Source organism: Clostridium gasigenes, from assembly GCF_017348895.1.
GTDB classification, from domain to species: Bacteria; Bacillota; Clostridia; order Clostridiales; family Clostridiaceae; genus Clostridium; species Clostridium gasigenes.
In genome coordinates this window covers 4,072,768-4,098,967 of record NZ_CP071376.1, presented here as the reverse complement: position 1 = coordinate 4,098,967, position 26,200 = coordinate 4,072,768, and the positions used below count along the sequence as shown (strand labels likewise).

Sequence of the window (26,200 nt, the reverse complement as noted above, 5' to 3'; positions counted from 1 at the left end):
TTTTACTTTTTTATTTTCCTAAAAACTAAGGGTGTTTTTTTATGAACATCTTTAAACCTTTTTACAAAGTTACTACTATAATTATATCCAATTATCTTTGAAATTTCATCAACACTTAATTCAGTTGTAGACAATAGATTTTCGGCTATTGACATTCTGATGGAATCAGTGTATTCACTAATGGTCATATGATATTTTGATAAAAAGCCTGCCTTTAATTTTTGCTCATTTAAAAATACCATTTTACTTAAACTCTTAATAGTAGGAGGGTTACAAGCTTCCTTTGTTAAAATATCATAAGCTTTTTTTAGTGAATTAGCATCTGAAGCAGTTAAAGTAATATATCTATCCTTACCTATTTTAATTTTTCCATAGTTTAATTGGTTAGTAAAAGCATTTTCTTGGGAGAAATAAAGCTCGTTATAAATTATGGCAATACATTCTAAGATCTTGCTTTCTAAGTATATAGGAGTTAAGCTACGGGATTCGGATAGACTCCTTAATTGTTGAATAATAGAAGCTATTTCAAGTGGTAAATAGCTATAAGTATAGTTAGTAATAAAACTATCAAAATCTATAGTGTTTGGAAAATTTGGTTTTATTACTTCATCAAAATATTTTTTGTAAATTGTTATTTCTGATCCATGAAGATGTTTTCCTTTTTCCCAATACTGAGTACCTTTTAGTTTTTTTTCAACTGTAAAGAAAGAAGAGGGACTAAAGGAGGAAACATTGTTATTATCAATTTTAAATTTGGTCTCTCCAGTATATACAGTTCCAAAGCGCATTAATTCTTCAGTATGATCAAAGGAAAGAGAAAAATTTGAAGATATTGTATAATTACCAATTCCAAAATCATAATAATCTTCTCTGCTATATTTAATAAAATATCCAAGTTCAGGTTTATTTTCATTTTTATATATAGTGTGGGTTCCCATAAAAAATGGAGTGAAAGTCATTTTGCTCAAAACTTTATTTTGAAATTCTTTTGTTGAGTTAGAAATCATCATAATACCTCCTTTTATATAAATTTAGAATTATTTTATATTATAAAGGGGGCACTATAAATAGACAAGGATAATATATAAAATTAGAAGTTTTAATAAATCATTTATTAGGTTTGCTGAATAATATCTTTAGGGATAATTATTTTAAATTTTATGTATAGAAAAATTATTATAACAGATGATAAAATTATTAAATTAGGTGTAAGGGTTGAATTGAGAATGAATATCATATAATATTACCAGGAAGATAAGAAAAAATTAAAAGAAATACATGAAGGATAGGTGGAGACGTATTATGAAAAAAAAATTATTAAAAACATTAGTAGTTTCTTGTGTAACAGCTTTAATGTTTGTAGGATGTGGAGTTAAACAAGATACTGATAATGTATCAATAAGTACTGTGACAGTTGAGGATGTAAGGGGAGAGGTTGAAATACCAGCAGAACCTAAAGGAATAGTAGATTTAAGTGGGAATAGTGATATTTTATCTATTTTAGGATATAAGGTTATCGGAACTGCAAATAGTGATGCTTATGATTACACTAAGTTCCCTTCATATTTAGACGGAACATTAAATGGAGCAGAAATTTTAGGGTATAGCATGCAAGATACTATGAATGTAGAAGCTGTTATGAATTTAAATCCAGATTTGATAATTATATCAACAGTTCAAGAAAAAATGTATGATCAATTAAGTGAAATTGCTCCAACTGTTATGATTAAATTAGAAGCTTTAAACTGGAAAGATGATGTGAAAGCTTTTGCAGATGTATTTAATAAGGAAGATGTAGCAGATAAATGGTTAAAGAATCATGAAGCAAAGGCTAAAGAAGCTGGAGATAAAATTAAAGCTGAATATGGTGAAGATACGACTTATCTTTCATTCTTAGCAAGTGGGGGACAATTCTTTATATTTGATGGTGCTGGTTTTGGTAGTGTATTATATGAAGATATGGGTATTGCTAAACCTAAAGGAATGCCAGCACAAAGCGATATAAGCCTTCCAGTTGTAACTTATGAAGGATTAGCATCTATTAAAAGTGATTACATATTCTTAATTGCAACACCAGAAGACTTAGCTGAACTTGAAAGCAATGCAATTTGGAATAGCTTACCTGCAGTTAAAGAAGGAAATGTTGTAGTATTGGATTCATCACCATACTTTAATCAAGGATATAGCTCAATTGGAAGAAGTTTATTGGTGGATGAAATAGGTGAAATGTTAAATGAAACAAAGTAAGAAATATACAATGATATTTGTAATTTTTAATTTGTTACTTTTAATAGGAGGGTTGATTCTAGCTGTAAGGCTAGGGTCAGTTCATATTGATTTTTATGATATTTGGGAGAGTATATTTAATTACAGTGAAAATTTAGAGATGATGCTAGTTAGAGATATACGTATTCCAAGAGCCCTTTCTGTATTGTTAACAGGAGGAATACTAGGAGCAACAGGAGCCATGATTCAAGGTGTTACTAAAAACCCAATAGCTGAACCCTCAATATTAGGTGTTAGCCAAGGTGCAACTTTAGTAATAGCTATTTTTTATGCAACAGGAGTTGCCATAAATACAACAAATGTAATGATAGCTTCTCTTATAGGAGCATTTATAACTGGCATTATAGTTTTAGGATTTATATCAAAAAAAGCCAATAATAATTCCATTGCAAAGATACTTTTAGCAGGAACAGCGATGAGTACATTTTTTATTTCATTAACTACAGTAATTGGACTATTATCAAACCAAGCTCAAATGATTGGATTTTGGGTGTCTGGAGGGTTTAGAAATTCAAGTTGGGCAGATTTTAGATTAGTATTTGTAGTAGGGCTTATAGGACTTATTATAGCGATGGTATTATCACCAAAGATAAATATATTAAATCTTGGAGATGATGTTGCTATTGGACTTGGAGAAAATCCTGGGAAAATAAGGTTTATAACTCTTATGGTTATGATACCAATGTGTGCAGCAGCAGTAGCAGTAGGGAAGAATATAGCCTTTGTTGGACTTATAGTTCCACAAATAGTTAGAAAATTACTTGGAGAAGATTATAGAAGAAATATTCCATGTTCATTTTTACTTGGAGCTGTTCTTTTAACTTATGCAGATATTGCAGCTAGGATGTTATTTAATCCTTATGAAACTCCAATTGGAGTATTTACAGCATTAATAGGGGTACCATTCTTTATATCAGTAGCTAGAAAGGAGAGGGGATAATGAAAAAAAGAAAATTTAAAATAGTTTTAATAGTTTTATTAGCTTTATTAGTTATCTCCTTTGCAATTACACTATGCTGGGGTACATATAAGGTTTCGCCACTTGAAGTTATAAATATACTTCTTGGTAATGGAACAAAACTTCAAAATACAGCTGTATTAAGTATTAGATTACCAAGGCTTTTAGTTGGAATTTTTGTAGCAATTGCATTGTCAACAGCAGGAGCAATTCTTCAAACTATAACTAAAAATGATTTGGCTGATACTGGAATAATTGGTATAAATGCTGGAGCAGCAGTAGCGGCAATAGTATTTATTACCTATCAAAGTACAAATTATTATAGTGAACTTGGACAATTTTCAATTTTTATGTTGCCAATTATGGCTATAATAGGTGCAGGACTTTCCGCATTAATAATATATATGTTATCTAGCAGAAATGGAATAAAACCTAAAAGACTTTTATTAATAGGTATTGGGTTAAATGCAGGGCTTAATGCTTTTATAACTTTTTTTACATTTAGAGGCGGTGTTGGAGATTATAATAAGGTACTAGTTTGGACATCAGGAAGCCTTTGGGGGTCAGGATGGAGTTATGCAAAAGTAATTATTCCAATAGTACTTTTAATGTTTATATTAGTGTTATTAAATCATAAAACATTAGATGTTTTAAATCTTTCAGATGAACTTGCCTTATCATTAGGATTAAATTTAGAAAAAGAAAGAAAAAAGTTTTTTAAATTTGCGGTTATATTAGCAGGGACGGCAACAGCTTTTGCAGGAAATATTGGGTTTTTAGGACTTATATCTCCTCATATTGCAAAGAAGCTAGTTGGACCCTATCATAAAAAGTTTGTTGTAATATCAGCAATAATAAGCGTTATAATAATTCTTATTTCTGATGCAGTTTCAAGAAATTTATTTTCTCCAATTGAAATTCCGGTTGGAATAACAGTATCTATATTTGGAGTACCATATTTTATCTATTTAATGATGAAGGAGAAATAATTATGGAAGCTATTAGTATAAAGAATTTATCAGTATGCTATGAAAATAATATTATAATTGAGGATATGGATTTATCTATACCAAAGGGAAAGATAAGCATAATAATTGGAGCAAATGGATGTGGGAAATCAACTTTGCTTAAAACTATATCAAGAATTAATAAGCCTAAAAAGGGTGATATTTTTATAAATAATAAAAATATCAAGAAGGTAAAAGAAAAGGACATAGCAAAAAAAATTGCTTTTCTTCCACAGGGACTAGTTTGCCCAAGTGGACTTACAGTAAGGGAACTTGTGGCCTTTGGAAGATTCCCTCATCAGAAAATCATAGGTGGATTCAATAGCCATGATAAAGAAGTTATTGAGGGGGTAATAGAAGAGACTGGACTTAGTGAGTTTGCAGATAAAGAAGTTGAAAATTTATCTGGTGGACAAAGACAAAGAGCTTGGATTGCACTTGTGTTAGCTCAAGAAACAGAAATTATAATGCTTGATGAGCCTACAACTTATTTAGATATGTCATATCAACTTGAGGTACTAGAGATTCTTAAAAAGCTTAATAAAGAAAAAAAAATTACAGTAGTTATAGTTCTTCATGAACTTAACAATGCTTGTAGATTTGCAGATAATATAATTTGTCTTAAAAAAGGAAAGATTATCTGTGAAGGGAAACCAATAGACGTAATTAATAAAGAAAATTTAAAAAAGATATATGGCATAGATGCAAGGCTAAAAAAGAGTAAAAATGGAAAATATCCAATATGCGTAGAGTATGAGCTTTTTAGGGGGGGAAATGAAAAATAAAAACTTTATAATAATAGTAATAGGGCAGATTATATCCCTTTTTGGTAATTCCATTCAAAGGTTTAGTATGGCTTTATACTTATTAGAATTTACAGGGAGTACAGCTGCCTTTGCTAATATATTAGCTATATCAACAATACCTTATATCCTATTTGCACCTATTGCAGGTAGGCTTTCAGATAAAATAAATAGAAAAAAAATAATGATATATTTGGATCTATTCTGCTCAATATTAATTGGTGGATACGCCTTTATATTGCTTAGAGGAAGAGACAGTGAATTAATAGTTGCATCAGTTATGTTTATGCTATCAGTATGCTATACATTATATGGACCAGCAGTAGTATCTTCAATTCCACAAATAGTAGATGAAGATAAGCTTACTTCAGCAAATGGAATAATAAATCAAGTAAGTTCAGTTGTAAATTTTTTAGCACCAATACTTGCAGGAGTTCTTTATGGATTAGTGGGTATAAAGTTAATAGTAATAATAAATGCAGTAAGTTTCTTATTAGCAGCTATAATAGAGTTATTCTTAGATATTCCAGATATTGTTACAACTGAAAAGGTAAACTCAATCCATAAAGAGGATAAGCTATTATCTATAGATTTTGTAATAAAATCATTTGTAGATATGAAAAATATATTCCTTTATTTAAAGAGGGAGAAGAAAATGGTTTTAGGAATTATAGCTTCATATGCTTTTTGTAATATTTTCTTAGTGCCAATATTATCAATAGTTGCACCGTACTTTATAAACATATTCCTTCAACTTCCTTCAGAAATTTACGGTATAGTAGAAGGAATATGCGTATTAGGCATGATAGCAGGCGGTTTTTTTATAAGTATTAAACCAAAGCTATTTTCGATTAAGAAAGTTCATTATACATATTTTCCTATGATAGCAGGAGTTACACTTATGTCTACATTAGGAGTTATAAGAATAAATAATTATGCTTTAGCAGGACTTTTTGCAGTTGGTGGTATGGGAATAATGCTGTCTCTAGCGTTATCAAATGTACTAACCTTAACATTTATACAAAAAGAGGTGCCAGGAGATATGCTTGGACGAGTATCAGCTTTTTCAACAGCAGTAGCAACTATAAGCGTTGCACCAGGGCAATTACTATTTGGAAGAGTAATAGATATGGGAATGCCAATAGGAGTAATTTTAGGTATAACAGCTATAATAAATCTTGGACTTATGCTATTTGTTAGATGGAATGTAAGAGAATTAAATATAATAGAGAAGTAGTTAGTAATTAAGGTTACTAACTACTTTTTTATTATGTATTACTTTTGATTTTATTCAATAATAAAAGGGCAATTTTATATAGTGAGGTAAAATAATGACTAAACCTAAGAGGGTAGCAATTTAGTGTCAGCCAAGCTGACGACTCAAAAGTTCTCTAGGTGGAGGTAGTGATTGGCAAGGGCAACAACGTGCTATGATTATATTCAAATACGATTCTTTTATTTTGCTTATTTGGTATATTTAACCTATAATATTATTTAGCTATAATTTTTTAATAAAGGGGAATTATGATATGAAAATCTTAAGAAAAAAAATACTTATCCCTTTGGGAGTACTCTCAATAATATTTTTGCTTGCTATTATGCAATATAAGTCTTATAGCACAAATAAAGCTATAGATAAGTTTACTACTTATGTTGATGAGTGTAGGATAACAACTAGTACATATATCTTAACTGGTAACAAACAAGAATATGAAAATCTTCTTATAGAATCTGAACACGTCATATTAAACAAAGACTCTAAATTAATTAAAGAGTTGCAATCTAAATTAAATCAATTTAAAGAAGATTTCTTCAAAACTAATTCTGAATTAGCAAATAAAAATATTACTAAATTAGAATCTATAGATATTAGTGAACTCGCTGATAAGGAATCTATATTATCTAAAATTGATGATATAAAAAATCTAAGAGATGCTCAAGATTTTCTTAATGCAAACGGTAAATTTATGGAAGCTAAAGATGATATATATGCAAAATTAGAAATTATAAAACTTAATAAAGCGAATTATAATTCTGATCAAACTAAGAAACTTAAAGAAGAAAATGTTGAATATTTTCCTAATAAAGAAAAAACTACTTAAATTGCAGCTAATATAAATAGTAATATAGATAATAAAACCGGAATCAAATATTAGCGGGGAAGGATATAAAGTTGTTATTGAAGAGTTTTTAGAAGGTGTTATAGCTTCTATATTATCAATAAGAGAGGTCAAAATAATTGTAGTATTTTTATCAGTAAAAGATCGAAATATCATAAATTTTCAACGTAGCCAATTAAATTTATTATATAAAACTGTTTAACATGTTGAATTAATTGGGTATAATATTAAGTAATATATATAAAGACTGAAGATCTAGATAAGAAGAGGTGAATGTTGAATGCTATATCATGCATAAGGAGAAGTAGTTGAATTCCCAGAGATAAGAAAAAGTAGGTACACAAAAGATTTTTCATGGGGATTTTATTGTACGAATAATATAGACCAAGCTAAAAAGTGGGCAAAAAGAAATAGAGAATACCCAACTCATCAAATTAGTTTTCATACATTAAAAGCACTAGATTGTCTTAATTTGAGAGGAGTGAAATAGTAAATGAATGATGTTCAAAAAAATAATTTATTCTATGTTTGCTCTCTTATAGAGTTTTTAGGAAGAGAAACTAAAAATACACGAGGTACTATTGTGCAAACGCTTGGAAAGAAAGAGATAGAGAGACAGTTAGAAATTGCTGAAGTAAATCACTGTTTATCATTTGAACAAGTATCAGATGAGATAATAGAGTATTTTAATATTGAAGAAGGTTACTTTGATTCAGTGGGATTATGTAAATACAATGTCCCAAGTTTTCAAGCAATAGGTAAAGAATATCAAAGATTAATAATTGATGTAAGTTCAGAAAAAAGCAATATAGTGGATATGATATATGAAGTATTTCAATCATTTATTAGTGAAGAAATTTCAGACTTTAATTCATCAGTATATTATAGTAGCCCAGAATACTTAAAGCATTCTTATTTAGAAGGGAAATTATTAGCATAGAATAGGTTTAGATATTAACAGCAAGGACGAGTTAGCAAGCCCCTCCACCCTTAGTAAACTAAGGTGGGGCAACGCCAATTCCGGTTTTTAAATGTTTCTAGGTGCAAGTAGCAAGTGAGTCCAGCAAAGAATGTCCTCACTAGGAACCCCGGGTAGAAGAAAATTCCAATTATAAATAATGAAAGATTAAAAATTGAATTTATTGTTAATAATTAGTAAAAAGATTAACAAGAGGTGGAATGAAGGACTAGGAAAAAGTAATACAATGATTTGAGTAGTTAACTGTAGTAGAGCTAGTAACTTTATTACAGTTTTTTTGTTTATAAATAAATAGGTGTAATATATAATATGACTAGAAAATTATATACCTAATAGTTTTTGAAAATGATTTAGAAGAAGTAATGAAAGTTGTTAGAGAAGATATAAGTAAGATAGAGGTATATTCAGATATCCTTAAGGATAAATATGAAGAAGAAGTTAGAGATTTATATATAAAATATATAGAGATACAGGCAAGTAGAGCTTCAGATAGAAATCAGTATAAAGAGGTGTGTAGAATTATTGAGAAGTTTAGAAAAGTATCAGATAACAATAAAATAGAAGAAATAAAGAAAAAATTGAGGGGATTATATAGAAAGAGACCTGCATTTATAGATGAATTAAGTAGAGGTTGAAGTATCAATATTATTAATAACAGGTGGAAAAACAATATTACCATTTTTATCAGCAAAATATCATAAACAAAATAGTCGAATAAGGGTTTGAAATTTAGAAAAATCAATAAGTAAATTTAAGTCTAGATAATAGATAATAAGAACATTATTAGAAGAGTTCAATATAGGGAAAGTGTAAAAATATATTGAATTTTATAAAGTATCAAAAGATAAGGAGAGAGAGGATGTATAATAATTATATTTTTGATTTATACGGTACGCTTGTAGATATTAATACTGATTAGGAAAGTAGTAATCTATGGGAAAAATTATCAAATAAGAAATTTAAGAGAATTTTTTTATAGAAGTTAAGGCTAAGAATAAAATGAAAGTTATGATTTAAGGTTGACATTTTGGGGAAGTGTACATATACTAGAGTAGAGAAAAAAATTAAATAGTTTTCGGTAGGTGAGGTTATCTTAGGGATACGGGTTGCTGCCGCGAAATAATGGAGACATTATTAGTTGGTTAGCAGAATACGTCGAGTACAAGGCGTATTTTAATGCAATTACATTGCCCTAGGATGTTGAAGCTTGAACGAGAGAAGTTAGAAAGTAAGCTAATATAATAATAGTTTGTTTTTTGTATCCTTGTTGAGCTTAGCCAACGAGGATTTTTTAATATCAAAAAATAAGTGAGGTGAAACAAGTGGAATCAGGAAGTGATAGGTGTATGGGAACAGATGGCTTAGACTCAGAACAAATATATTTTTATAAGAAATCAAAAACAATAAAGTTAGATGTAAATAGTCATAAGGAATTATTACATTTATTGCCAATGAGTTGGCCTGTTTATGATACCTAAAAATATATATTTACCAGAGTTTTTTAATTATGCTACCTGTTTACTATATTAATTTAATAGTAAGCGGGTTTTTTTATTGTCATTTATTCTCATGCACTCAAATCTAGTTTTGAGGAGTGGATAGTCATGAGATTATTATTAAACAAAAATAAAAACATGAATTTAAAAGAAGAAAAAGAAATAAAAAGAAATAAGGTATTTACTAATTTAATAAAAGATGCAGGAATTGATAAAAATGATTTATTTAGAAATTTGAAATCCAGAGAAGAAGGATTAACTAATGATGAAGTAGAAAATAAGATTGATGAATATGGAAAAAATGAAATAAGTTATGGGAACGAAAATACTTGGTATAAGAGAATTATAGAAGCTTTTATAAATCCATTTACTATAATATTATTTTTATTATCAATAGTATCTTTAATAACTGATTATATAATTCCATTACCTGAAGATAAAAACTTAACAACAGTAATTATAATAGTTACTATGGTTACAATTAGTGGGCTATTAAAATTTGTTCAAGAAGAAAAATCTAATAATGCAGGTAAAAAGCTTAGTTCTATGATAAAAACAACAGCGACTGTACTTCGTAATGGAGCTTACACAGAGGTAGAAATTGAAAATATTGTACCTGGAGATAATATAAAGTTAGCGGCTGGAGATATGATACCTGCTGATGTTAGAATTTTATTTGCAAAGGATTTATTTGTAAGTCAATCATCTATGACAGGAGAAGCTGAACCCGTTGAAAAATTTGCAAATGAAAAAAATAGTGAATTTAAGTTAGATAAATTAAGTTATCTTGAATGTGAAAATTTAGCATTCATGGGTACTAATATAATAAGTGGAACAGCTACAGCTATAGTTTTATTAACAGGAAATGATACTTGTCTTGGAAGTATAGCAGAGTCAGTAACTGAAAAAAGAGAGTTAACAAGTTTTGATAAGGGAGTTAACTCAGTAAGCTTCTTATTAATTAAATTTATGGCAATAATGGTTCCAAGTGTATTTGTAATTAACGGAATTGCAAAAGGAGACTGGGTTCAAGCACTTTTATTTGGAATATCAATAGCAGTGGGGCTAACTCCAGAAATGCTTCCAATGATAGTTACTGCAAATCTTGCAAAGGGTGCTGTAGCTATGTCTAAAAGAAAAACAGTAGTTAAGAATTTAAATTCAATACAAAATTTTGGAGCGATGGATGTTTTATGTACAGATAAAACTGGAACACTTACAGAAGATAAAATTGTTTTAGAACGTCATTTAGATATATACGGAAATGAAGATATAAGAGTATTAAGACATGGATATTTAGTGAGCTATTTTCAAACCGGTCTTAAAAATTTACTTGATGTTTCTATTTTAGAATATGGAGAAGAAAAAGGATTTAAAGATTATCATGAAATGTATGAAAAAATAGATGAAATACCATTTGATTTTACTCGTCGTAGAATGTCTGTAGTTTTAAATGATAAAAATAATAAAACACAGCTAATTACAAAAGGTGCAGTTGAGGAAATGATTGATATTTGTAACTTTGCAGAATATAAAGGTGAAGTTATGGAATTAACTAAAACTGTTAAAAAGGAAATTCTTAAAACAGTAGATGAGCTAAATGAAAGTGGAATGAGAGTTATAGCAGTGGCTCAAAAAAACAATCCATCAGCACAAGGCGTATTCTCTGTTAAAGATGAATCCGATATGGTTCTTATGGGATATATAGCATTCTTAGATCCACCAAAAGCTTCAGCAAAAGAAGCAATAAAGGCTTTAAAAGAATATGGCGTAAATGTAAAAGTTCTTACTGGAGATAATGAGAAAGTAACAAAACATGTATGTAAAAGTGTTGGAATTGATACCGAAAATATATTGTTAGGCTCTGAAGTTGATTTATTATCAGATGAAGAGTTAAAAGTTAAAGTAGAGAAAATAAATATATTTGCAAAATTATCACCAAATCAAAAAGCAAGAGTAGTATCACTATTAAGAGAGAATGGACATGTTGTTGGATTTATGGGAGATGGGATAAATGACGCTCCTGCAATGAGAAAAGCAGATGTTGGAATTTCAGTTGATACAGCAGTTGATATTGCAAAAGAATCAGCGGATATAATTCTATTAGAGAAGGATTTAATGGTTCTTGAAAAGGGAATTATAGAAGGACGTAAAACTTTTGCAAATATTATTAAGTATATTAAAATGACTGCAAGCTCTAATTTTGGGAATATGTTTAGTATTCTAGTTGCAAGTGCATTACTTCCATTTTTACCAATGCTACCTGTACAACTACTAGTTTTAAATCTTATTTATGATATATCTTGTATATCAATTCCTTGGGATAATGTAGATGAAGAATACCTTAAAGTTCCTAGAAAATGGGATGCATCATCAATAGGAAGCTTTATGTTATGGATAGGACCAACTAGTTCAGTTTTTGATATTACCACATATATAATAATGTTCTTTATTATTTCCCCAATGATTGCTGGGGGAAGCTATAGTAGTCCAAATGTTGATAAAGCATTATTTATGATGGTATTTAACACAGGATGGTTTATTGAATCATTGTGGTCACAAACATTAGTTATTCATATGATTAGAAGTCCTAAAATCCCATTTATACAAAGTAGAGCAGCAATGCCAGTAATAGCATTAACAAGTATTTCAATTGCAATAGGTACAATAATTCCATATACAGCCTTTGGAAAAGTTTTGGGAATGTATCCTATGCCAGGAATATATTTTGCAATGTTATTTGTAACTATATTTGCATATATGATTGTAGTTACATCTATTAAAAGATTATATGTAAGAAAATATGGAGAGCTTTTATAGCTTGGAAATAGTTTTAGAAATATTTTCAATAAAAGAGGAAGTATAGATAGTTTATAAAAGGATTGGAGTAAAATTTATTACTTCAATCCTTTTATTTTTACCTCTCTCTGAGGTCCAGTTTTTTACCAAGTACGAGTAGTATATAAAATGAATTAAGTTTGAGGTGTTTATGATAGTAACACTTTAGGGTATAATGATAATATATAAACAAAGTGGAGGGAAGATAAAATGAATGAAAATGATATAAGAAATTTTATAAATAGTTCTTCTCTTGGTGTATATACAAAATACATAAAAGTAGTAGATGGATATAAGTATTTAGTTAAGTCAGGGCGAGGTGATGGTAAAAGTAAATCATCCATATTAGAGCCAGTAACTGAATGCATATGTTATGAATTTGCTAAGGAAATGGGAATAGAGTGTGCAGAATATACTTTAGAAGAACATGATGGAGAATTAATCTCAATTTCTAAGTGGTTTTATGATGAAAGTATTGAAAAATTCTATAGTGCTAATAGGTTAATGAGAATATTAAATCTCACAAGAGATGATTTATATAATAAGTTTATAGATAATATAGAGGATATACAAATACACGTAGATAATATGATTATATTTGATTATATAGTAAATAATACAGATAGGCACCTTAAAAATTTTGGATTCTTAATTAATGAAGATAAAATAAGATTTGCTCCAATTTATGATAATGGGTTGGCACTTGGATCGCACCTTGATGATGAAGAAATAGAATTTGAGGAAATAAGTGATTTATTACTAGATGCTGATTATGCAAAATGCTTTGATACTAGCAATAAAAAACAATTAGAGTTAGTTAAAAAATGCACATTGAATATAGATTTTGATTATGAATATATAGTAAAAAAATATTCAAAATATCTCAGTGAAAAAAGAATGGAATTTATTATGGAGCTACTTAAAGACAGAATATTGGAGGTGAAAAAATGCTTATTCCAAAATCAAAAATAGAAACAGTTGAATTAATGTGGGAAGAAGATTCACTTGGTGAAATATCCTATGATTTAGTAAGTGATAGATATAGTTTCAAAAAGAATGAAGAAACCAATGACTTAAGCCTTTACCCAGCAGAGTTCTATGGATTATTTAACAGAAAAGTTAGAGAAGTTCCAAGCGATGTAATAAGAGAATTTATAGTAGATAGAATAATACCTTATAATAGAATGAATCTTGATTGCTATTTAGAGTATTATAATTTAGATTATTTTGATGAATGGGAGGTATTTTTAGCTTCAAAAGGAATGTGCTTTTTAGATATCTTTTGGATAAGAAAAGAAAAAAGTGAAAGTTATAAAAATCATATTAGATTTACAAATTCTGTTAGGAATGATTTGCTTACAGAGGAGTATTTCATAAACAAGAAGTTTACTAGGCATAGCGGATGATAAAAAATGAGCATTGACAACTTCGGTAATTATTACCTCGAAAGGCAAATGATTGGTTGGAGGAGACGATTTCCCGGTACAAGTAGTGTTGAAAATAAAATTATTTGATCAATTGAACTGTGATAGAGTTAAAAACTTTATTTCAGTTTTTTTTATCTATAAAAATAAATTTAAGGAAATAATTAAGAAACATAATTATATTTGAGGTTTTCTTAATGAAGGATAATATTAAGAAGTTTATTAAAAATAGAGTTGCCTTATGTTATAATTAGATTAGATATATACTAGGATTTATAATAGTAACTATATAAAGTAAGGTGAACTGAATTGTATAATAAGGAATTAGTAAGAGCTCTAGATGCTATAAGTTATGAAACTAAACTTGGTAAAAATTTAAAGAATACCCTTAGAAAAGTAGATAAAGAAGATTTGATTTCAGAGCTAAAAGAGTATCGATTATTTATAAAAAAACGAAGAAAATTATTGATGGAGATGACATATAGGATTAAATCACTTCAATCTATAAATATTAAATATAGTAGGTATTATCCTAGTAAAGAAATAGGAGCATGTTTTAATGATATATTAGGAATTAGGGTTATTATTGAAAACTACAATATAGATTTAGATCACCATAATATAAAACATGTAGATATGGTTAATGGTAAGAAAAATGATGATGGGTATAGAGGTTATCATATTTATTATAAAAAAAGCAATTATCATTATCCAATAGAAGTACAGTTCTTTACTAGAAGAGATTACGAATTTAACATGTGGTTACACAAGTATGTATATAAATATAAGGATAATAAAATTGGAATAAAGTTAAAGGAATTATATGATGAAAATATTATAAATAATGAAGATGAATTTAAGGAGGCTTTAAAAAATGTATTATATATTAGTGAAGGAATTTAATGCCATTGGGTCAGTAGTTTATGGTTCAAATGATTCTAAAGAAGTAGACATGATAGATGATTTATTAAACTATAAATTAGAAGGTATGGATAAACAAGTTGTGTTGTTATCTAATTTAGAAATGTGGAAAGAATATGAACCTTTTAATATAGTAGCTACAGTTGGAGAATTTATTGATAGAGCTATTCTAAACTAGATATATAGTTTTAAAGATATTAATGCAAATGGAAAATATCCAGATGAAGAGCATTTAAGAGAGAATCGTAAGGTGTTTTTTAGAAGCTTATATTTTAGAGTTAAGGAATTTGATTTAGAAGAAATTACGGAGTCATTTTATGATTTATAAAAGATGATGGTAAGGAAGTTCGGTCATTCTTCCCTTATAACGAGGGCAGAGCCTTGTAAAAAAATGGATAGAGTTTGGAAGTAAGAAAATATAGGGTTATCAATAAGAAGTTTGATAGACTTATTTAGTAACTTATAAAGGTACAAGTAGTATGAAAATATAATAATTTAAATTATGAGGCTGTAATAGGGGTAAAAACTTTATTATAGCTTTTTATCTAAGATTTTTTTGAAATTTTCTGTGGAAGTGAGATAAGTATGGTTATTTTTAAAATTACTAAAACTAGAAAAAGAAAGAGTTTTAAAGGGTAGAGTGAAATACGAGCTACCCTAAATTATCTTTTGAATTTTAACATTTAATATCCACCTTTTGGACCAATTGTTTTAATAATGTTGGTAGCTGTTTTGAGTTCTTTAAGGTAGGTGGTTTTAGTTTTAGAAAGTTTTTGTAAATACTCTTCATCAATAATTTCAAGGCTATTCCATAATACATCTAAAATTATATTGTTTTCAAACTTGACAGTAATAAAATTATCATTTGATCTACTCCAAGTACCCTGTTGTCCTATAGTAATACCTTTTATTCCTGTGATTAGACCTTCACCGTATTTGGTTAAATCTGTTTTTAATTCAACTTTTATATTATTCATAAATTCTCCTTTAATAACTAAATATATTAGTAAAATTATAACATAAAATGGATATTGATGTAGCGAATTCTGAAAATAGAGTTTCCCAAATAAGCACATCTGAGGAATAGTTTTTTACCTGGTGCAAGTAGTATCGGAAATTAGCAATTTCATTTCAAAAATTAAACTCACGATATTAATGTCGTGAGTTGTTTAATACTTTAATATGCAGGTGATTTCGCAGTAAATAGTGTATAGTAGTGGATGTTATAATGGAAAGTTTATAAAAAACGCTACCCTTTTTATATGCTCCTATAAAAAGAATAGCGTTCTTCTGTAAACTAAATGTTATTTTAATGTCTTCTTAACAAAAACAGTAAAATATAATAGGCTAATAAGTGCAGATATAGCACAAACAATAAATAACGCTTGATATCCCATGAGTTGTGAAACAAATCCTAGACTAATAGATCCTAAACCAATACCTAAATCAAAAGCGGTAAAAAATGTTGCGTTCGCCACTCCAATTTTCTCTGGTTTAGCTAATCGTAGAATCGCTACTTGAAGGGCCGGTTGTGCTGATCCAAATCCAATTCCATACAAAATAGCGGTGATAACTAGTCCAACAATTCCTTTTGTAAATGTTAGGACTAATAGTGCGACAATTAGTATAAAGAGTGCGGGAATAATAATGACATCTTCTCCATACTTATCAGATATCTTTCCAGTAATTGGTCTGGTTACTGTAAGTGTTAAAGCATAAACTAAGAAAAAAGTACCAGCATTAACTTGAATTTTTGCTGCAAACAGTGGTAAAAATGTTGTAATTCCACCAAAAGTAATGGATAGGAAAAATGTAACAATAGCAATTGGTAAAAGGTCTTTTTCAAAAAATGATATTGTGTTTTTATGTGTATTCTTAATTACTGGGATTTTTGTGAAAAATGCAAGTATAAATGCAATAAGCGCTAATGCTGTGCATAACAAAAATAGATAATGGAATGAAAATGATTTAGCTACCCAAAGACCTAATATTGGTCCTAAAGCCATGCCCAAAGTCATTGAAAGTCCATACCATCCCATTCCTTCTCCACGACGAGATTTTGGAATGACATCAGTTACAGCAGTTCCTATAGAAGTTGTAGCAAGTGCCCAACTTATTCCATGGAGTATACGTAATATAACTAAAAATATAATTACTGTTACAAAGTCATAAAAATACATTGTAATTGCAAAAAATATTAGTCCACTTATTATGAATACTCTTCGTCCATATTTATCCATTAAGCCTCCGACAATAGGGCGAACAATTACTGCCGATATTGTAAACACTCCAACAATAAATCCAACTTGAGATTCACTTCCACCTATTTCTTTAATAAACATAGGTAGTGTTGGCATTAGTAAATAGAAACCACTAAATAGTAATAATGCTGTAATTGTCAGCATTATGTAGTTCTTTGTCCATAAACGTTCCATTGTAATTCAATCCTTCTTTCGTATAAATTTAATAAATTGATAATAAAAATCTCTCAGCAATTGGGTTATTACCCAAGAAAATAGCAAGATAAGCGAATAAAAAAGTAGTACAACACCTATAAAAGTGTTGGTACTACCTATAGAGTGAGAATTGTTTTGTTAATTAGAATGTACTTGCTACTTTAATAGCCTTTTCAAGACCAGTAGAAATAATTTCTTCTGATTTATCTGGGAGTTGCTTGTGGCCTTCAATAACTATAGTCTCTATACCTGTTGCGCCGAAGAAGCCCATCATGCTTGCTACATATTTAACGGCCATTTCCATTTCAGCCGCTGGTCCTGTAGAATACACACCACCACTTGCGTTTAATAATGCAATTTTCTTATTTCCAATAAGACCTACTGGACCTTCTGGTGTATATTTAAATGTTTTACCAGCACGATTTAAGTAATCAATATATGTATGTAGTACAGCTGGAATTGTTAAATTCCATAGCGGAAAACCAAATACAACTTTATCAGCTCCAAGGAATTGATCTAAATATTTATCAGCAATAGCAACTGCTTTCGCTTCCTTTTCTGTTAAATCAAGTTCTCTACTAGACTTAAAAGTACCGTTGATCATATCTACTCCTACATATGGTAAATCTTCATTGTATAAATCAAGCTCCACCACTGTATCATTTGGATGTGATTCTTTATAGCTTGCTAAAAAAGCCTCATATAATTTTACGCTAACCGCCTCATCTGCTGGACGGTTGTTTGCTTTTACGAATAAAACTGTTGTCATTATCTTGTCCTCCTGTTAATTATTATTAAGTTGTTAGATTAATCATTTTAAATATGTATTCAATTACAATACAGAGTGTATTGATTTTTTAGTGAATCCTATTTCTTTCATAGTAAAATAAATACAGTCAACTTGATTGACTATATTCTATATAGTATAATAGAATTAATAAAAAGTCAACCTAATTGACTTTTCTTGAGGAGGTTTTATATATGGATCATCAAGTATTTAGTGAATTAGATCTTACATCACTTTTGTTATTATCTTTTAGAGCCGCGATTAACGAACTACATGATAGATTGAGTGAATTGGGATTTGAAGATATTAGACCCACACATGGTTTTATGTTTACATACATCAACCCAGATGGAGCAACAGGTATAGAATTAGCTGAATATTTAGGAATTACAAAGCAAGCTGTGAGTAAAATGGTGGATTATCTTGAGAAAAGCGGTTATGTAATGCGTAAAACTCATCCCACTGATAAGAGAGGGAAAATTATTGTTTTGACTGAGCGAGGATTGTTAGTAATGAAAGCAAAAGAGGAGATACTAACTGATATTGAGCAACGTTGGATTGAAAATATAGGTGCCAAGCAAATGCAAATGATCAAAGAAGATTTAATGAAATTAGTTCAGGGAGCAAAGGAAGATAAATTGTCATCGAAGTTAATACCAGTTTGGTAAATATAAAGGATTTAAAAATGTTAAATTAAAATTGTTTAACGTATAAATTACAAGTTTGCTTAAATACAAAATATAGAAAAACCTCATTTGCAATTAATACAGAGAACCGTATAACAAGTAAGGAATACGGTTTTCTGTGATAATATTTATACTTAATTAAAGTCATAAGCATATAGGAATATATTGAGTTTTTCTTGAATTGAATCAAAATATATTTCCTTTTCATTTAAGCGTTTAAAGTTTTGGCTATCATAAAACCCATAGTTACATCTAGTATCTGTATATAGATACATAGACTCTACCTCCATACTTTTCATATAATTAGATAAATAATTAATCAAAGTTTTGCCAACACCAAGCCCTCTAGATTCTTCGGATACAATAAATAACTCTACACAACCTTGAAAAGAATCCTTTTTTCCTTGGATAATTTCTTTATAAGTATCTTGAATTTTAAAAAATTCTTTAAGTAATTTTTTATTCTCCTTGCTAGATATAAATAACTTAAAAACTGCAGAGGCAGTGAGTAAAATACTATGAGACTTATTAAAGCAATTCTTATCCTTTTTTGAACTACCTAAAATAACACCGATAACCTTGTTATCTTTTTCAGCAACTTTACTAAAGGAACTATCTAAGAGACAACCATGGAGATAAATAGTTAATATTGAATCTAAAAATTTCTTATCCTTAATAAATTCATCAAATCTAAATGCATCACAAATCAATTCTTTAACCCTTTCATAATCTTTTTTAGTTAACTCTCTATACGTTAAGTTATCCATTTTTATACACGATCCTTTCATATAACTAAGTTTTAATTTAGTACGTTATTGTAACTAGCCTATACATATAGTAAAATATCCTCTAAGGGGAGAGTCAACAATAAATTATGTGAAAATATATAAGGAAGTGATTTTAATTAAAAATTTATTTTCTATTGGAGAAGTTTCTAAAATCAAAGGAATTACAATAAAAGCTTTACGATATTATCATAAGGCAGGTATTCTTATTCCTAGATATATAGATGATACAACTGGTTATAGATACTATTCTATAGATCAATTTATTTATATAGATGTTATAAAAGGGTGCAGAGTTATAGGTGTTAGTATAGCAGAACTTCAAGAGATTTTTAAAAAATGTAATACTGATGAGTTATTAGAGTTTCTTAAAATAAAAAAATATGAAGCACAAGAAAATATAAATAAGATGAAAGAAGTAATTAAAAGTATTGATGATTTTAATACTAGTATAGAACAGTCTAGGGAAGTATTAAATAATAATGAGATAAATATTGAAGTTTTAGAAGAGCGCTATATAATTGTTGCACCATGTAAAGAAGTAGGAAGTTTAAAGGAGTTACTTTATTATTCTGATTTAGATAAGGTTATAACATATAAGAAATTAGAAATGACTATGGAGAGAGGTATAATATATAATCTTAATATTGATGGGGATGTAGAACCCAGATATGTATTTAATGGAATAAAGCGAAATTATAATATAGAAATTAATGATAATATAAAGATATTACCTAAGGGTAAGTATCTAACCTTAGCTTATAGTAAGGATGATGAGAAAGAATATATAAACAAAATAGTTAATTATATAAAAGTAAATAATATAAATGTTAAAAGATATATTGAAGTAGAGTTATTCAATGATTTTTTTAATACAGAATATTATAGTTGTCAGATTCAAATGCTTATAGAAGAGGCTTAAACTAATCTGTACATAAATGGATATGTTTAGACCTCTAGCAATTTCGTGTCAGACAAGCTGACAACTCAAAAGTTCACCTGAGGGCAATGTCATCAACTTAGTAGAATTTAAGGTTAGTATAATTAAATTTAGACTAATCTTAAATTCTATTTTTTTGAATAAATGGGTAACTAAAATCTAATATTTATGAAAAAAGATTAGATTTCACCCCTCCATTAAAAAATATAAATTTTATTGGTAATTATACTTTTTAACTGTTTATTCTAAGATTTATTCTGTGTTTATTAGCTCCAGAATATGCTTTTCTTTCATTGGTTCTTAGAGATCTTATAGGCACTAAACTTCTTAGCATCTCGCCTCAAGTCCTCAGCCATGTTAAATACTAGCATTTACGCATAAAAATATTGTTCAACAATCAATTTTTTTTGTCCCGAAATATTTTCAATATTAAGCTTATTTTTTATTACATCAAAAGCTTGTTTAATTCCCCAACGTTTATAATAAAGTTGTCCAATTTCTTCAGTAGAAAATTCATCATTATCATATAAATTAGTTAATAAACATTCAACTTTACCAGTAGATAATGTTATCTTAACCATACGAATTTTAATCTTTTTAAGCTGTTTCCCTTTTTCTTTTAATATTGGTTTGTTAAGGTTATATAGCCTGGCACTTGTCAATTCTATATCAATAATTTCATCATTTGATTGCATTGATTGTTGCTCTTTCCTGAAAGTTTTGCTCGGTAACCGAAACAAGTATTTTATAGGAGTATCAGTCATCATTAATAACATTTCAATAGATATATATCCTCTATCAAAAATAGTTATTATTTTATCTGTATTTTTAATAATACTAAGCATATTGAAAATATTTTGAGTTGCTAAAGATCGTTCTCCGCATTTTTTACTATCTATTATTGAATCTATCATAACATTATTTTCAATATCATATATTCCCGATGCTAACGCACGCGCGATAGTTCTATGCTTAAATTGACCTGTAGATTTACACTTATATTCCTCTTGAAGACCTTTAGTGTTAGGAATTTCTATAGCACTTCCATCTATAGCAGTTATTATGTAACCCTTATGTTTAACAATTGTCTTATCCTGATAAATACGCTCTACATAATTATTATTTAAAGCTATAAATACACCTGGATTAAGATTACATCGTTGCTTTGAAAAAGCCTGCTTGCTTACAATATTTTCTCGCCTATCTTGTTCTTTAAAAAAATTATTTAATTCCATAGTAGTTGTGGTTCCTCTCCTTGACAATAAAACAAGCATAAAATCTTCATAACTCATTTTTCTTGCAATATTTTTCATATCAGGTGTTTTAATATCTTTAAACGCCATCCTTATTCTATCATATCCCATAATATTTATTCCTCTTTCGTTGGTAGTTATATTTATCTACAGAATATAATACAATGATTTTAATGAAAAACTTGCTTTTATTGAAGATTCAGAACTTAATTACTATGGATTTAAAAGAACCTTTTTTCTTAAGTTGATGACATTGCCCCCGGGGGAGGTAGTGATTGCCAGGGGCAAGCACTTGCTATCTTTAAAATTAATCTTACCTTTTTTAATAACCATTATTTAAATATACGTTTAGAGTATATTGCATTTTAAGTTTAAATCTTGACAAATATTATAAAATTTAAATATACTAATTAGAAAAATATAATAATAAATAAGGAATGATATACATGGCTAAAAGATTAAAAAAAATGAGGAATGTAGCTACCGTAGTTTGCTTCTAGGTAAAGATAAATATACTTAGAAGCGAGGTAAATTAAATGAAAAATGAACAGTATAAACATTGGTCTGAAATAAAATATTTAAAAGATATTATAACAAATCTACTTATTGAAGTTGGAGATTATTCTTATTACTCTGGATATTATGAAAACCAAAATTTTGAAGATGGTTGTGTTAGATATTTATGGGGAGATGAGAAATCTAGAAAATTATTTAATCCGATTGAAAGTAACAATTGGCAAATAGATAAGCTGATAATTGGAAAATATGTTTGTATAGCCAGTGGAGTAATTATATTGATGGGCGGAAATCATAATCACAATCCTGATTGGATTACAGTTTATCCTTTTGAAAAGCATATAGCTATTTCATATAAACCTAAAGGTAATACTATTATTGGAAATGATGTTTGGATTGGTATGGAGGCTATGATTATGCCTGGTGTAAATATAGGGGATGGAGCAATTATAGGTGCTAGATCGGTTGTAACTAAAGATGTTGAACCGTATAGCATAGTATGTGGTAATCCAGCAAAAGAAGTCAAAAAAAGGTTCTCAATTGATGAAATTGAAAAATTAAAAGAGATACGTTGGTATGATTGGGAAAGAGAAGAACATATTAAATTTTTTAATAGAGTATTAGAAGGATTAGATATGAAGTTTTCAGAAGATATGTTAGTTGTATGCAAGAGTTTGAGGTTTTATATAAGTAAAACACTTCTTAGTCAACTTGTAGATATTTATATTAATGATCTGAATGATAGTATTTTAAAATTTATATAAGCTATTTAAAATAAAAGTTTTGAGGATGCTCAAAACTTTTATTTATTGTACTTTTCAAAACAAGATTTACATATGCAGGCCTTTCTTTTTTTATCATCTGGAACCATATCTAAAATATGCTTAGGAAAGGTAACTGTATTACACCAACATTCCTTTTGACCGTGTTTACAATTGTTATCCTGTCCGCAAAGTGGGCATATTATCTCAGGTTGTTTTAAGCTCACTATAATCACTCCTTAAATTTTTTATAGCCATTTTGTAAAAAATATAATTTAGATGTTTTCTTACTAAATAAGATTACTACTTAATACTATGTTTTGGAATAGGTTTCTATAACGATTATATTAGAAATTTAAGAGTTAGCGTAAAAGCTGACTCTTTTTCGTTTATTCAAGTAATTAGGAATAGGTGATATTCTTATTGATGAAAGTGTATTTAATAAAGAATGATTAGTAGCAGATTATGAAAAATGATTGGATTAAAAGAAGTATTAAGTTTTATTTAAGAGAGATGATTAATAACGTAAAAAGGTGATGATAATTGTTGCTAGAAATGTATTGACAAAAATAAAACAATCCGTTATTATTAAATTATGGAAATGAAATTCGTTATCAGTTAAGAAAAGTTATTAAATCAAGGAATGAATTTTATTAAATTGCTTGGAGGGGACTTAAAATGGAAGGAACTTTAAAGAAGGGATTTTTTTCAAGACTAAAGGCGAGTACTAAAAAAAATTCTTCAATTGATAATCTTAGTAAAGGAAAAATTAATAAAGATTACAGAATTACAGAAATAAAAAGTCATGATGAGGAACTAGATAATTTTTTATTCTCCCTTGGATGTTATGAAGGGGAAATGATTACACTAATTTCCATCTTAGGTGGTAACTATATTATAAACATTAAGGATGCAAGATACAGTATAGATAAGGATTTAGCAAGTGCAATAAAAATAGAAGGGAAATAGAGATATTATAGTTTAGTTAAATTTGATGGGGGGATAATTATGAAAGTAGCATTAACAGGTAATCCTAATAGTGGGAAAACAACTTTATTTAATCTTATAACTGGGAAAAGTGAGAAGGTAGGAAACTGGGCTGGAGTAACAGTTAGTAAAAAAGAAGGGGATGTTAGAAAGTCTCTAAATAAAAAAGGTACATCAATGAAGGTTATAGATTTACCAGGGGCATATTCTATGTCGCCATTTACAAGCGAAGAAAATATAACTAGGGATTTTATTAAAAATGAAAATCCAGATGTTATTATAAATATAGTAGATGCAACAAATCTTAGTAGAAGTTTATTTTTTACTACTCAGCTATTAGAACTTGATATACCAGTTGTAGTTGCATTAAACAAAAGCGATTTAAATAGAAAACAAGGCATAACAATTAATATTAAAGAGCTAGAGAATATACTAGGATGTCCTATTATTGAAACTGTTTCAATATCTAATAGTGAAAATGGGATAGATAAATTAATTGATAAAGCTATAGAAGTTAAAGGATTAAAACAAAAATCACCATTTAAAGGGGACCGTGTTGATTTATCAAATGCAAAAGAAGTAGAAGGAAACGATAAAAAGAGATATGACTTTGTTAAAACAGTTGTAGGAAAAGTTGAAAATAGAAAAGTACAAAGTAACAAAGCAACAATGCAGGATAAAGCAGATAGGATACTTGCACATAAATGGTTTGGGTTACCTATATTTGTCCTTGTTATGTTGGGAGTATTTTCAATATCACAAACATATTTAGGACCATTTTTAGCAGATACTCTTGTAGGGTGGATTGATAAATTTGGTGTAGTTGTAGAAGGAGTTCTTGGCGAGGGTGTTTCGCCAGTACTTAGCTCGTTATTATTAGATGGAATTATTGGTGGAGTTGGAGCCGTTGTTGGATTCCTACCTTTAATTATGATTTTATTTTTCTTAATTGCTCTATTAGAAGATTGTGGTTATATGGCTAGAATAGCAGTTATAATGGACGGGTTATTCAAGCGTATCGGACTTAGCGGAAAAAGTATTATTCCTATGATCATTGGGACAGGGTGTGCTATACCGGGAATAATGGCAACAAGAACAATAAAAAATGAAAGACAAAGAAGAACAACAGCTATGTTAACACCTTTTATACCATGTGGAGCCAAATTACCTGTAATTGCTCTATTTTCAGGAGTATTCTTTAATGATTCAGCATGGGTTGGAACATCAATGTATTTTATTGGGATATTACTTATAATTGTTGGTGCATTAATTATAGTTAGAATAACAGGTGAAACTAATGCAAAAACATTCTTTATTATGGAATTGCCACAGTATAAAGTTCCAAGTTTAAAGAGAGCGACTATTTCAATGTTCTCAAGAGGAAAGGCTTTTATAGTTAAGGCAGGAACAATTATATTACTATGCAATACAGTTATTCAAATTATGCAAACTTTCAATTGGAAGTTTGAAGTAGTTGCAGAAGGGGCTCAAAATACAAGCATACTAGCTACAATAGCATCACCATTTGCATTTGTATTAATTCCATTAGGATTTGGAGTATGGCAATTGGCAGCAGCTGCAATTACAGGTTTTATAGCTAAAGAAAATGTTGTTGGAACTTTAGCAGTTGTTTATTCAATAACAAACTTTATAGATACAGAGGAGTTTACTTTATTATCTGGAGGAACAGAGATAGGACAAATGATGGGACTTACTACGGTAGCAGCACTTGCATACTTAATGTTCAATTTATTTACGCCTCCTTGTTTTGCAGCTATTGGAGCTATGAATTCAGAAATGGAAGATAAAAAATGGTTGTGGGGCGGAATAGCATTCCAGTTTGGTACTGGATACACGATTGCATTCTTAACTTATCAAATAGGAACTTTAATTACTACAGGATCAGTAGGGGCTGGATTTATACCAGGATTAGTTGCAGTAACAGCTATGATAGTAACTGTAGCATACCTTATGAAAAAAGGTAGTGAAAAAAGCAAAAGTATATCTAGAAACGAGGTAAAAGCATGGGGAATATAGTTGTAGTATTAATAATTATAGTTATATTAGCCATATCAGTTACCAAAGTAGTTTCAGATAAACGAAAGGGTGTAAAGTGCATAGGATGCCCACATAGTAAAGAATGTCCTAGTAAAAGCTGTAATCCTTCAAAATAATGTGAAAGAGTATTGATTTTAAA

28 protein-coding genes and 1 riboswitch are annotated in these 26,200 nt (G+C 28.8%); of the genes, 21 read left to right on the top strand and 7 right to left on the bottom strand.

Going from position 1 to position 26,200, the window contains the following annotated elements:
- Window positions 1-2 precede the first annotated feature (2 nt).
- A complete protein-coding gene (locus J1C67_RS19220) occupies window positions 3-1,007 on the bottom strand; it encodes a helix-turn-helix domain-containing protein (RefSeq protein ID WP_167867630.1) in 1,005 nt (334 codons plus the stop codon).
- Between the two features lie 295 nt (window positions 1,008-1,302).
- Between J1C67_RS19220 and J1C67_RS19215 the strand changes: the two genes are divergently transcribed.
- The 15 genes from J1C67_RS19215 to J1C67_RS19145 all read left to right on the top strand — a co-directional run bounded on the left by J1C67_RS19215 (window position 1,303) and on the right by J1C67_RS19145 (window position 15,010).
- On the top strand, window positions 1,303-2,247 hold the full coding sequence (locus J1C67_RS19215) for an iron-hydroxamate ABC transporter substrate-binding protein (RefSeq protein ID WP_167867607.1): 945 nt from the start codon (window positions 1,303-1,305) through the stop codon (window positions 2,245-2,247).
- Entirely contained in the window at window positions 2,234-3,226 is a 993-nt protein-coding gene (locus J1C67_RS19210) for a FecCD family ABC transporter permease (RefSeq protein WP_167867608.1), read from the top strand. The genes J1C67_RS19215 and J1C67_RS19210 overlap by 14 nt, the downstream gene beginning before the upstream one ends.
- A complete protein-coding gene (locus tag J1C67_RS19205) occupies window positions 3,226-4,233 on the top strand; it encodes a FecCD family ABC transporter permease (protein WP_167867609.1) in 1,008 nt (335 codons plus the stop codon). Before J1C67_RS19210 ends, J1C67_RS19205 begins: the two co-directional genes overlap by 1 nt.
- A 2-nt stretch (window positions 4,234-4,235) precedes the next feature.
- The gene (locus J1C67_RS19200) at window positions 4,236-5,036 is read left to right on the top strand and encodes an ABC transporter ATP-binding protein (protein WP_167867610.1); all 801 of its coding nucleotides are present in this window, start codon (window positions 4,236-4,238) and stop codon (window positions 5,034-5,036) included.
- Window positions 5,026-6,291: an MFS transporter gene (locus J1C67_RS19195; RefSeq protein WP_167867611.1), complete on the top strand. Its 1,266-nt coding sequence runs from the start codon at window positions 5,026-5,028 to the stop codon at window positions 6,289-6,291. Before J1C67_RS19200 ends, J1C67_RS19195 begins: the two co-directional genes overlap by 11 nt.
- A 292-nt stretch (window positions 6,292-6,583) precedes the next feature.
- On the top strand, window positions 6,584-7,156 hold the full coding sequence (locus J1C67_RS19190; protein WP_167867612.1) for a hypothetical protein: 573 nt from the start codon (window positions 6,584-6,586) through the stop codon (window positions 7,154-7,156).
- Window positions 7,157-7,496: 340 nt separating this feature from the next.
- Window positions 7,497-7,664 carry a DUF3990 domain-containing protein gene (locus J1C67_RS19955; RefSeq protein WP_341479243.1) on the top strand — a complete coding sequence of 56 codons (168 nt, stop codon included), beginning with the start codon at window positions 7,497-7,499 and terminating at the stop codon, window positions 7,662-7,664.
- Window positions 7,665-7,667: 3 nt separating this feature from the next.
- Window positions 7,668-8,114 (top strand): hypothetical protein, encoded by a 447-nt coding sequence (locus J1C67_RS19180; protein WP_167867613.1) that lies wholly within the window; start codon window positions 7,668-7,670, stop codon window positions 8,112-8,114.
- A 401-nt stretch (window positions 8,115-8,515) separates the two neighbouring features.
- Window positions 8,516-8,788, top strand: a complete 273-nt coding sequence (locus tag J1C67_RS19175) for a hypothetical protein (RefSeq protein WP_167867614.1) — start codon at window positions 8,516-8,518, stop codon at window positions 8,786-8,788.
- A 432-nt stretch (window positions 8,789-9,220) separates the two neighbouring features.
- Window positions 9,221-9,380, top strand: a riboswitch (M-box (ykoK) riboswitch).
- 95 nt (window positions 9,381-9,475) lie between these two features.
- Window positions 9,476-9,631, top strand: a complete 156-nt coding sequence (locus J1C67_RS19170) for a hypothetical protein (protein WP_167867615.1) — start codon at window positions 9,476-9,478, stop codon at window positions 9,629-9,631.
- A 126-nt stretch (window positions 9,632-9,757) separates the two neighbouring features.
- Complete coding sequence (mgtA, locus tag J1C67_RS19165) at window positions 9,758-12,469, top strand: magnesium-translocating P-type ATPase (protein WP_167867616.1); 2,712 nt, start codon at window positions 9,758-9,760, stop codon at window positions 12,467-12,469.
- Window positions 12,470-12,697: 228 nt separating this feature from the next.
- Window positions 12,698-13,459, top strand: coding sequence for a HipA family kinase (locus J1C67_RS19160; RefSeq protein WP_167867617.1), 762 nt, complete (start codon window positions 12,698-12,700; stop codon window positions 13,457-13,459).
- The gene (locus J1C67_RS19155) at window positions 13,435-13,893 is read left to right on the top strand and encodes a hypothetical protein (RefSeq protein WP_089972689.1); all 459 of its coding nucleotides are present in this window, start codon (window positions 13,435-13,437) and stop codon (window positions 13,891-13,893) included. Before J1C67_RS19160 ends, J1C67_RS19155 begins: the two co-directional genes overlap by 25 nt.
- Window positions 13,894-14,220: 327 nt before the next feature.
- Entirely contained in the window at window positions 14,221-14,814 is a 594-nt protein-coding gene (locus J1C67_RS19150) for a nucleotidyltransferase family protein (RefSeq protein WP_167867618.1), read from the top strand.
- The gene (locus J1C67_RS19145; RefSeq protein WP_089973737.1) at window positions 14,786-15,010 is read left to right on the top strand and encodes a DUF6718 family protein; all 225 of its coding nucleotides are present in this window, start codon (window positions 14,786-14,788) and stop codon (window positions 15,008-15,010) included. The genes J1C67_RS19150 and J1C67_RS19145 overlap by 29 nt, the downstream gene beginning before the upstream one ends.
- A gap of 505 nt (window positions 15,011-15,515) precedes the next feature.
- On the opposite strand, the gene J1C67_RS19140 is transcribed toward J1C67_RS19145, so the two are convergent.
- From J1C67_RS19140 to J1C67_RS19130, 3 genes are all read right to left on the bottom strand, one after another.
- The gene (locus tag J1C67_RS19140) at window positions 15,516-15,809 is read right to left on the bottom strand and encodes a hypothetical protein (protein ID WP_167867619.1); all 294 of its coding nucleotides are present in this window, start codon (window positions 15,807-15,809) and stop codon (window positions 15,516-15,518) included.
- 327 nt (window positions 15,810-16,136) lie between these two features.
- Window positions 16,137-17,267 carry an MFS transporter gene (locus J1C67_RS19135; protein WP_167867620.1) on the bottom strand — a complete coding sequence of 377 codons (1,131 nt, stop codon included), beginning with the start codon at window positions 17,265-17,267 and terminating at the stop codon, window positions 16,137-16,139.
- Between the two features lie 163 nt (window positions 17,268-17,430).
- Window positions 17,431-18,057, bottom strand: a complete 627-nt coding sequence (locus tag J1C67_RS19130) for an FMN-dependent NADH-azoreductase (RefSeq protein WP_167867621.1) — start codon at window positions 18,055-18,057, stop codon at window positions 17,431-17,433.
- A 212-nt stretch (window positions 18,058-18,269) separates the two neighbouring features.
- Between J1C67_RS19130 and J1C67_RS19125 the strand changes: the two genes are divergently transcribed.
- Window positions 18,270-18,743 (top strand): MarR family winged helix-turn-helix transcriptional regulator, encoded by a 474-nt coding sequence (locus J1C67_RS19125; RefSeq protein WP_167867622.1) that lies wholly within the window; start codon window positions 18,270-18,272, stop codon window positions 18,741-18,743.
- Between the two features lie 152 nt (window positions 18,744-18,895).
- Here the strand turns inward: J1C67_RS19125 and J1C67_RS19120 are convergent, their stop codons facing one another.
- On the bottom strand, window positions 18,896-19,528 hold the full coding sequence (locus J1C67_RS19120; protein ID WP_167867631.1) for a GNAT family N-acetyltransferase: 633 nt from the start codon (window positions 19,526-19,528) through the stop codon (window positions 18,896-18,898).
- A gap of 109 nt (window positions 19,529-19,637) precedes the next feature.
- Between J1C67_RS19120 and J1C67_RS19115 the strand changes: the two genes are divergently transcribed.
- A complete protein-coding gene (locus J1C67_RS19115; RefSeq protein ID WP_244980260.1) occupies window positions 19,638-20,468 on the top strand; it encodes a MerR family DNA-binding transcriptional regulator in 831 nt (276 codons plus the stop codon).
- 389 nt (window positions 20,469-20,857) lie between these two features.
- Here J1C67_RS19115 and J1C67_RS19110 read toward each other — a convergent pair whose 3' ends face one another.
- Window positions 20,858-21,850, bottom strand: coding sequence for an IS4 family transposase (locus J1C67_RS19110; RefSeq protein ID WP_167867623.1), 993 nt, complete (start codon window positions 21,848-21,850; stop codon window positions 20,858-20,860).
- Between the two features lie 425 nt (window positions 21,851-22,275).
- Between J1C67_RS19110 and J1C67_RS19105 the strand changes: the two genes are divergently transcribed.
- A complete protein-coding gene (locus J1C67_RS19105; protein ID WP_167867624.1) occupies window positions 22,276-23,019 on the top strand; it encodes a DapH/DapD/GlmU-related protein in 744 nt (247 codons plus the stop codon).
- A 38-nt stretch (window positions 23,020-23,057) separates the two neighbouring features.
- On the opposite strand, the gene J1C67_RS19100 is transcribed toward J1C67_RS19105, so the two are convergent.
- On the bottom strand, window positions 23,058-23,243 hold the full coding sequence (locus tag J1C67_RS19100; RefSeq protein ID WP_167867625.1) for a cysteine-rich CWC family protein: 186 nt from the start codon (window positions 23,241-23,243) through the stop codon (window positions 23,058-23,060).
- A 451-nt stretch (window positions 23,244-23,694) separates the two neighbouring features.
- Here J1C67_RS19100 and J1C67_RS19095 point away from each other — a divergent pair, with 451 nt between their 5' ends.
- The 3 genes from J1C67_RS19095 to J1C67_RS19085 are packed head-to-tail and all read left to right on the top strand — an operon-like array spanning window position 23,695 to window position 26,177.
- Window positions 23,695-23,985, top strand: a complete 291-nt coding sequence (locus J1C67_RS19095) for a FeoA family protein (protein WP_167867626.1) — start codon at window positions 23,695-23,697, stop codon at window positions 23,983-23,985.
- A gap of 39 nt (window positions 23,986-24,024) precedes the next feature.
- Entirely contained in the window at window positions 24,025-26,040 is a 2,016-nt protein-coding gene (gene feoB / locus J1C67_RS19090; RefSeq protein WP_167867627.1) for a ferrous iron transporter B, read from the top strand.
- Window positions 26,028-26,177, top strand: coding sequence for a FeoB-associated Cys-rich membrane protein (locus J1C67_RS19085; RefSeq protein WP_167867628.1), 150 nt, complete (start codon window positions 26,028-26,030; stop codon window positions 26,175-26,177). The genes feoB and J1C67_RS19085 overlap by 13 nt, the downstream gene beginning before the upstream one ends.
- Window positions 26,178-26,200 lie beyond the last annotated feature (23 nt).

Bases quoted from the DNA above. Each gene is read 5' to 3' on its own strand.
- J1C67_RS19220 (WP_167867630.1), bottom strand. From the start codon at position 1,007: ATGATTTCTAACTCAACAAAAGAATTTCAAAATAAAGTTTTGAGCAAA.
- J1C67_RS19190 (WP_167867612.1), top strand. From the start codon at position 6,584: ATGAAAATCTTAAGAAAAAAAATACTTATCCCTTTGGGAGTACTCTCA.
- feoB (WP_167867627.1), top strand. From the start codon at position 24,025: ATGAAAGTAGCATTAACAGGTAATCCTAATAGTGGGAAAACAACTTTA.
- J1C67_RS19125 (WP_167867622.1), top strand. From the start codon at position 18,270: ATGGATCATCAAGTATTTAGTGAATTAGATCTTACATCACTTTTGTTA.
- J1C67_RS19105 (WP_167867624.1), top strand. From the start codon at position 22,276: ATGAAAAATGAACAGTATAAACATTGGTCTGAAATAAAATATTTAAAA.
- J1C67_RS19180 (WP_167867613.1), top strand. From the start codon at position 7,668: ATGAATGATGTTCAAAAAAATAATTTATTCTATGTTTGCTCTCTTATA.
- J1C67_RS19085 (WP_167867628.1), top strand. From the start codon at position 26,028: ATGGGGAATATAGTTGTAGTATTAATAATTATAGTTATATTAGCCATA.
- J1C67_RS19135 (WP_167867620.1), bottom strand. From the start codon at position 17,267: ATGGAACGTTTATGGACAAAGAACTACATAATGCTGACAATTACAGCA.
- J1C67_RS19140 (WP_167867619.1), bottom strand. From the start codon at position 15,809: ATGAATAATATAAAAGTTGAATTAAAAACAGATTTAACCAAATACGGT.
- J1C67_RS19145 (WP_089973737.1), top strand. From the start codon at position 14,786: ATGTATTATATATTAGTGAAGGAATTTAATGCCATTGGGTCAGTAGTT.
- J1C67_RS19120 (WP_167867631.1), bottom strand. From the start codon at position 19,528: ATGGATAACTTAACGTATAGAGAGTTAACTAAAAAAGATTATGAAAGG.
- mgtA (WP_167867616.1), top strand. From the start codon at position 9,758: ATGAGATTATTATTAAACAAAAATAAAAACATGAATTTAAAAGAAGAA.
- J1C67_RS19160 (WP_167867617.1), top strand. From the start codon at position 12,698: ATGAATGAAAATGATATAAGAAATTTTATAAATAGTTCTTCTCTTGGT.
- J1C67_RS19095 (WP_167867626.1), top strand. From the start codon at position 23,695: ATGGAAGGAACTTTAAAGAAGGGATTTTTTTCAAGACTAAAGGCGAGT.
- J1C67_RS19155 (WP_089972689.1), top strand. From the start codon at position 13,435: ATGCTTATTCCAAAATCAAAAATAGAAACAGTTGAATTAATGTGGGAA.
- J1C67_RS19215 (WP_167867607.1), top strand. From the start codon at position 1,303: ATGAAAAAAAAATTATTAAAAACATTAGTAGTTTCTTGTGTAACAGCT.
- J1C67_RS19175 (WP_167867614.1), top strand. From the start codon at position 8,516: ATGAAAGTTGTTAGAGAAGATATAAGTAAGATAGAGGTATATTCAGAT.
- J1C67_RS19195 (WP_167867611.1), top strand. From the start codon at position 5,026: ATGAAAAATAAAAACTTTATAATAATAGTAATAGGGCAGATTATATCC.
- J1C67_RS19200 (WP_167867610.1), top strand. From the start codon at position 4,236: ATGGAAGCTATTAGTATAAAGAATTTATCAGTATGCTATGAAAATAAT.
- J1C67_RS19210 (WP_167867608.1), top strand. From the start codon at position 2,234: ATGAAACAAAGTAAGAAATATACAATGATATTTGTAATTTTTAATTTG.
- J1C67_RS19205 (WP_167867609.1), top strand. From the start codon at position 3,226: ATGAAAAAAAGAAAATTTAAAATAGTTTTAATAGTTTTATTAGCTTTA.
- J1C67_RS19110 (WP_167867623.1), bottom strand. From the start codon at position 21,850: ATGGGATATGATAGAATAAGGATGGCGTTTAAAGATATTAAAACACCT.
- J1C67_RS19130 (WP_167867621.1), bottom strand. From the start codon at position 18,057: ATGACAACAGTTTTATTCGTAAAAGCAAACAACCGTCCAGCAGATGAG.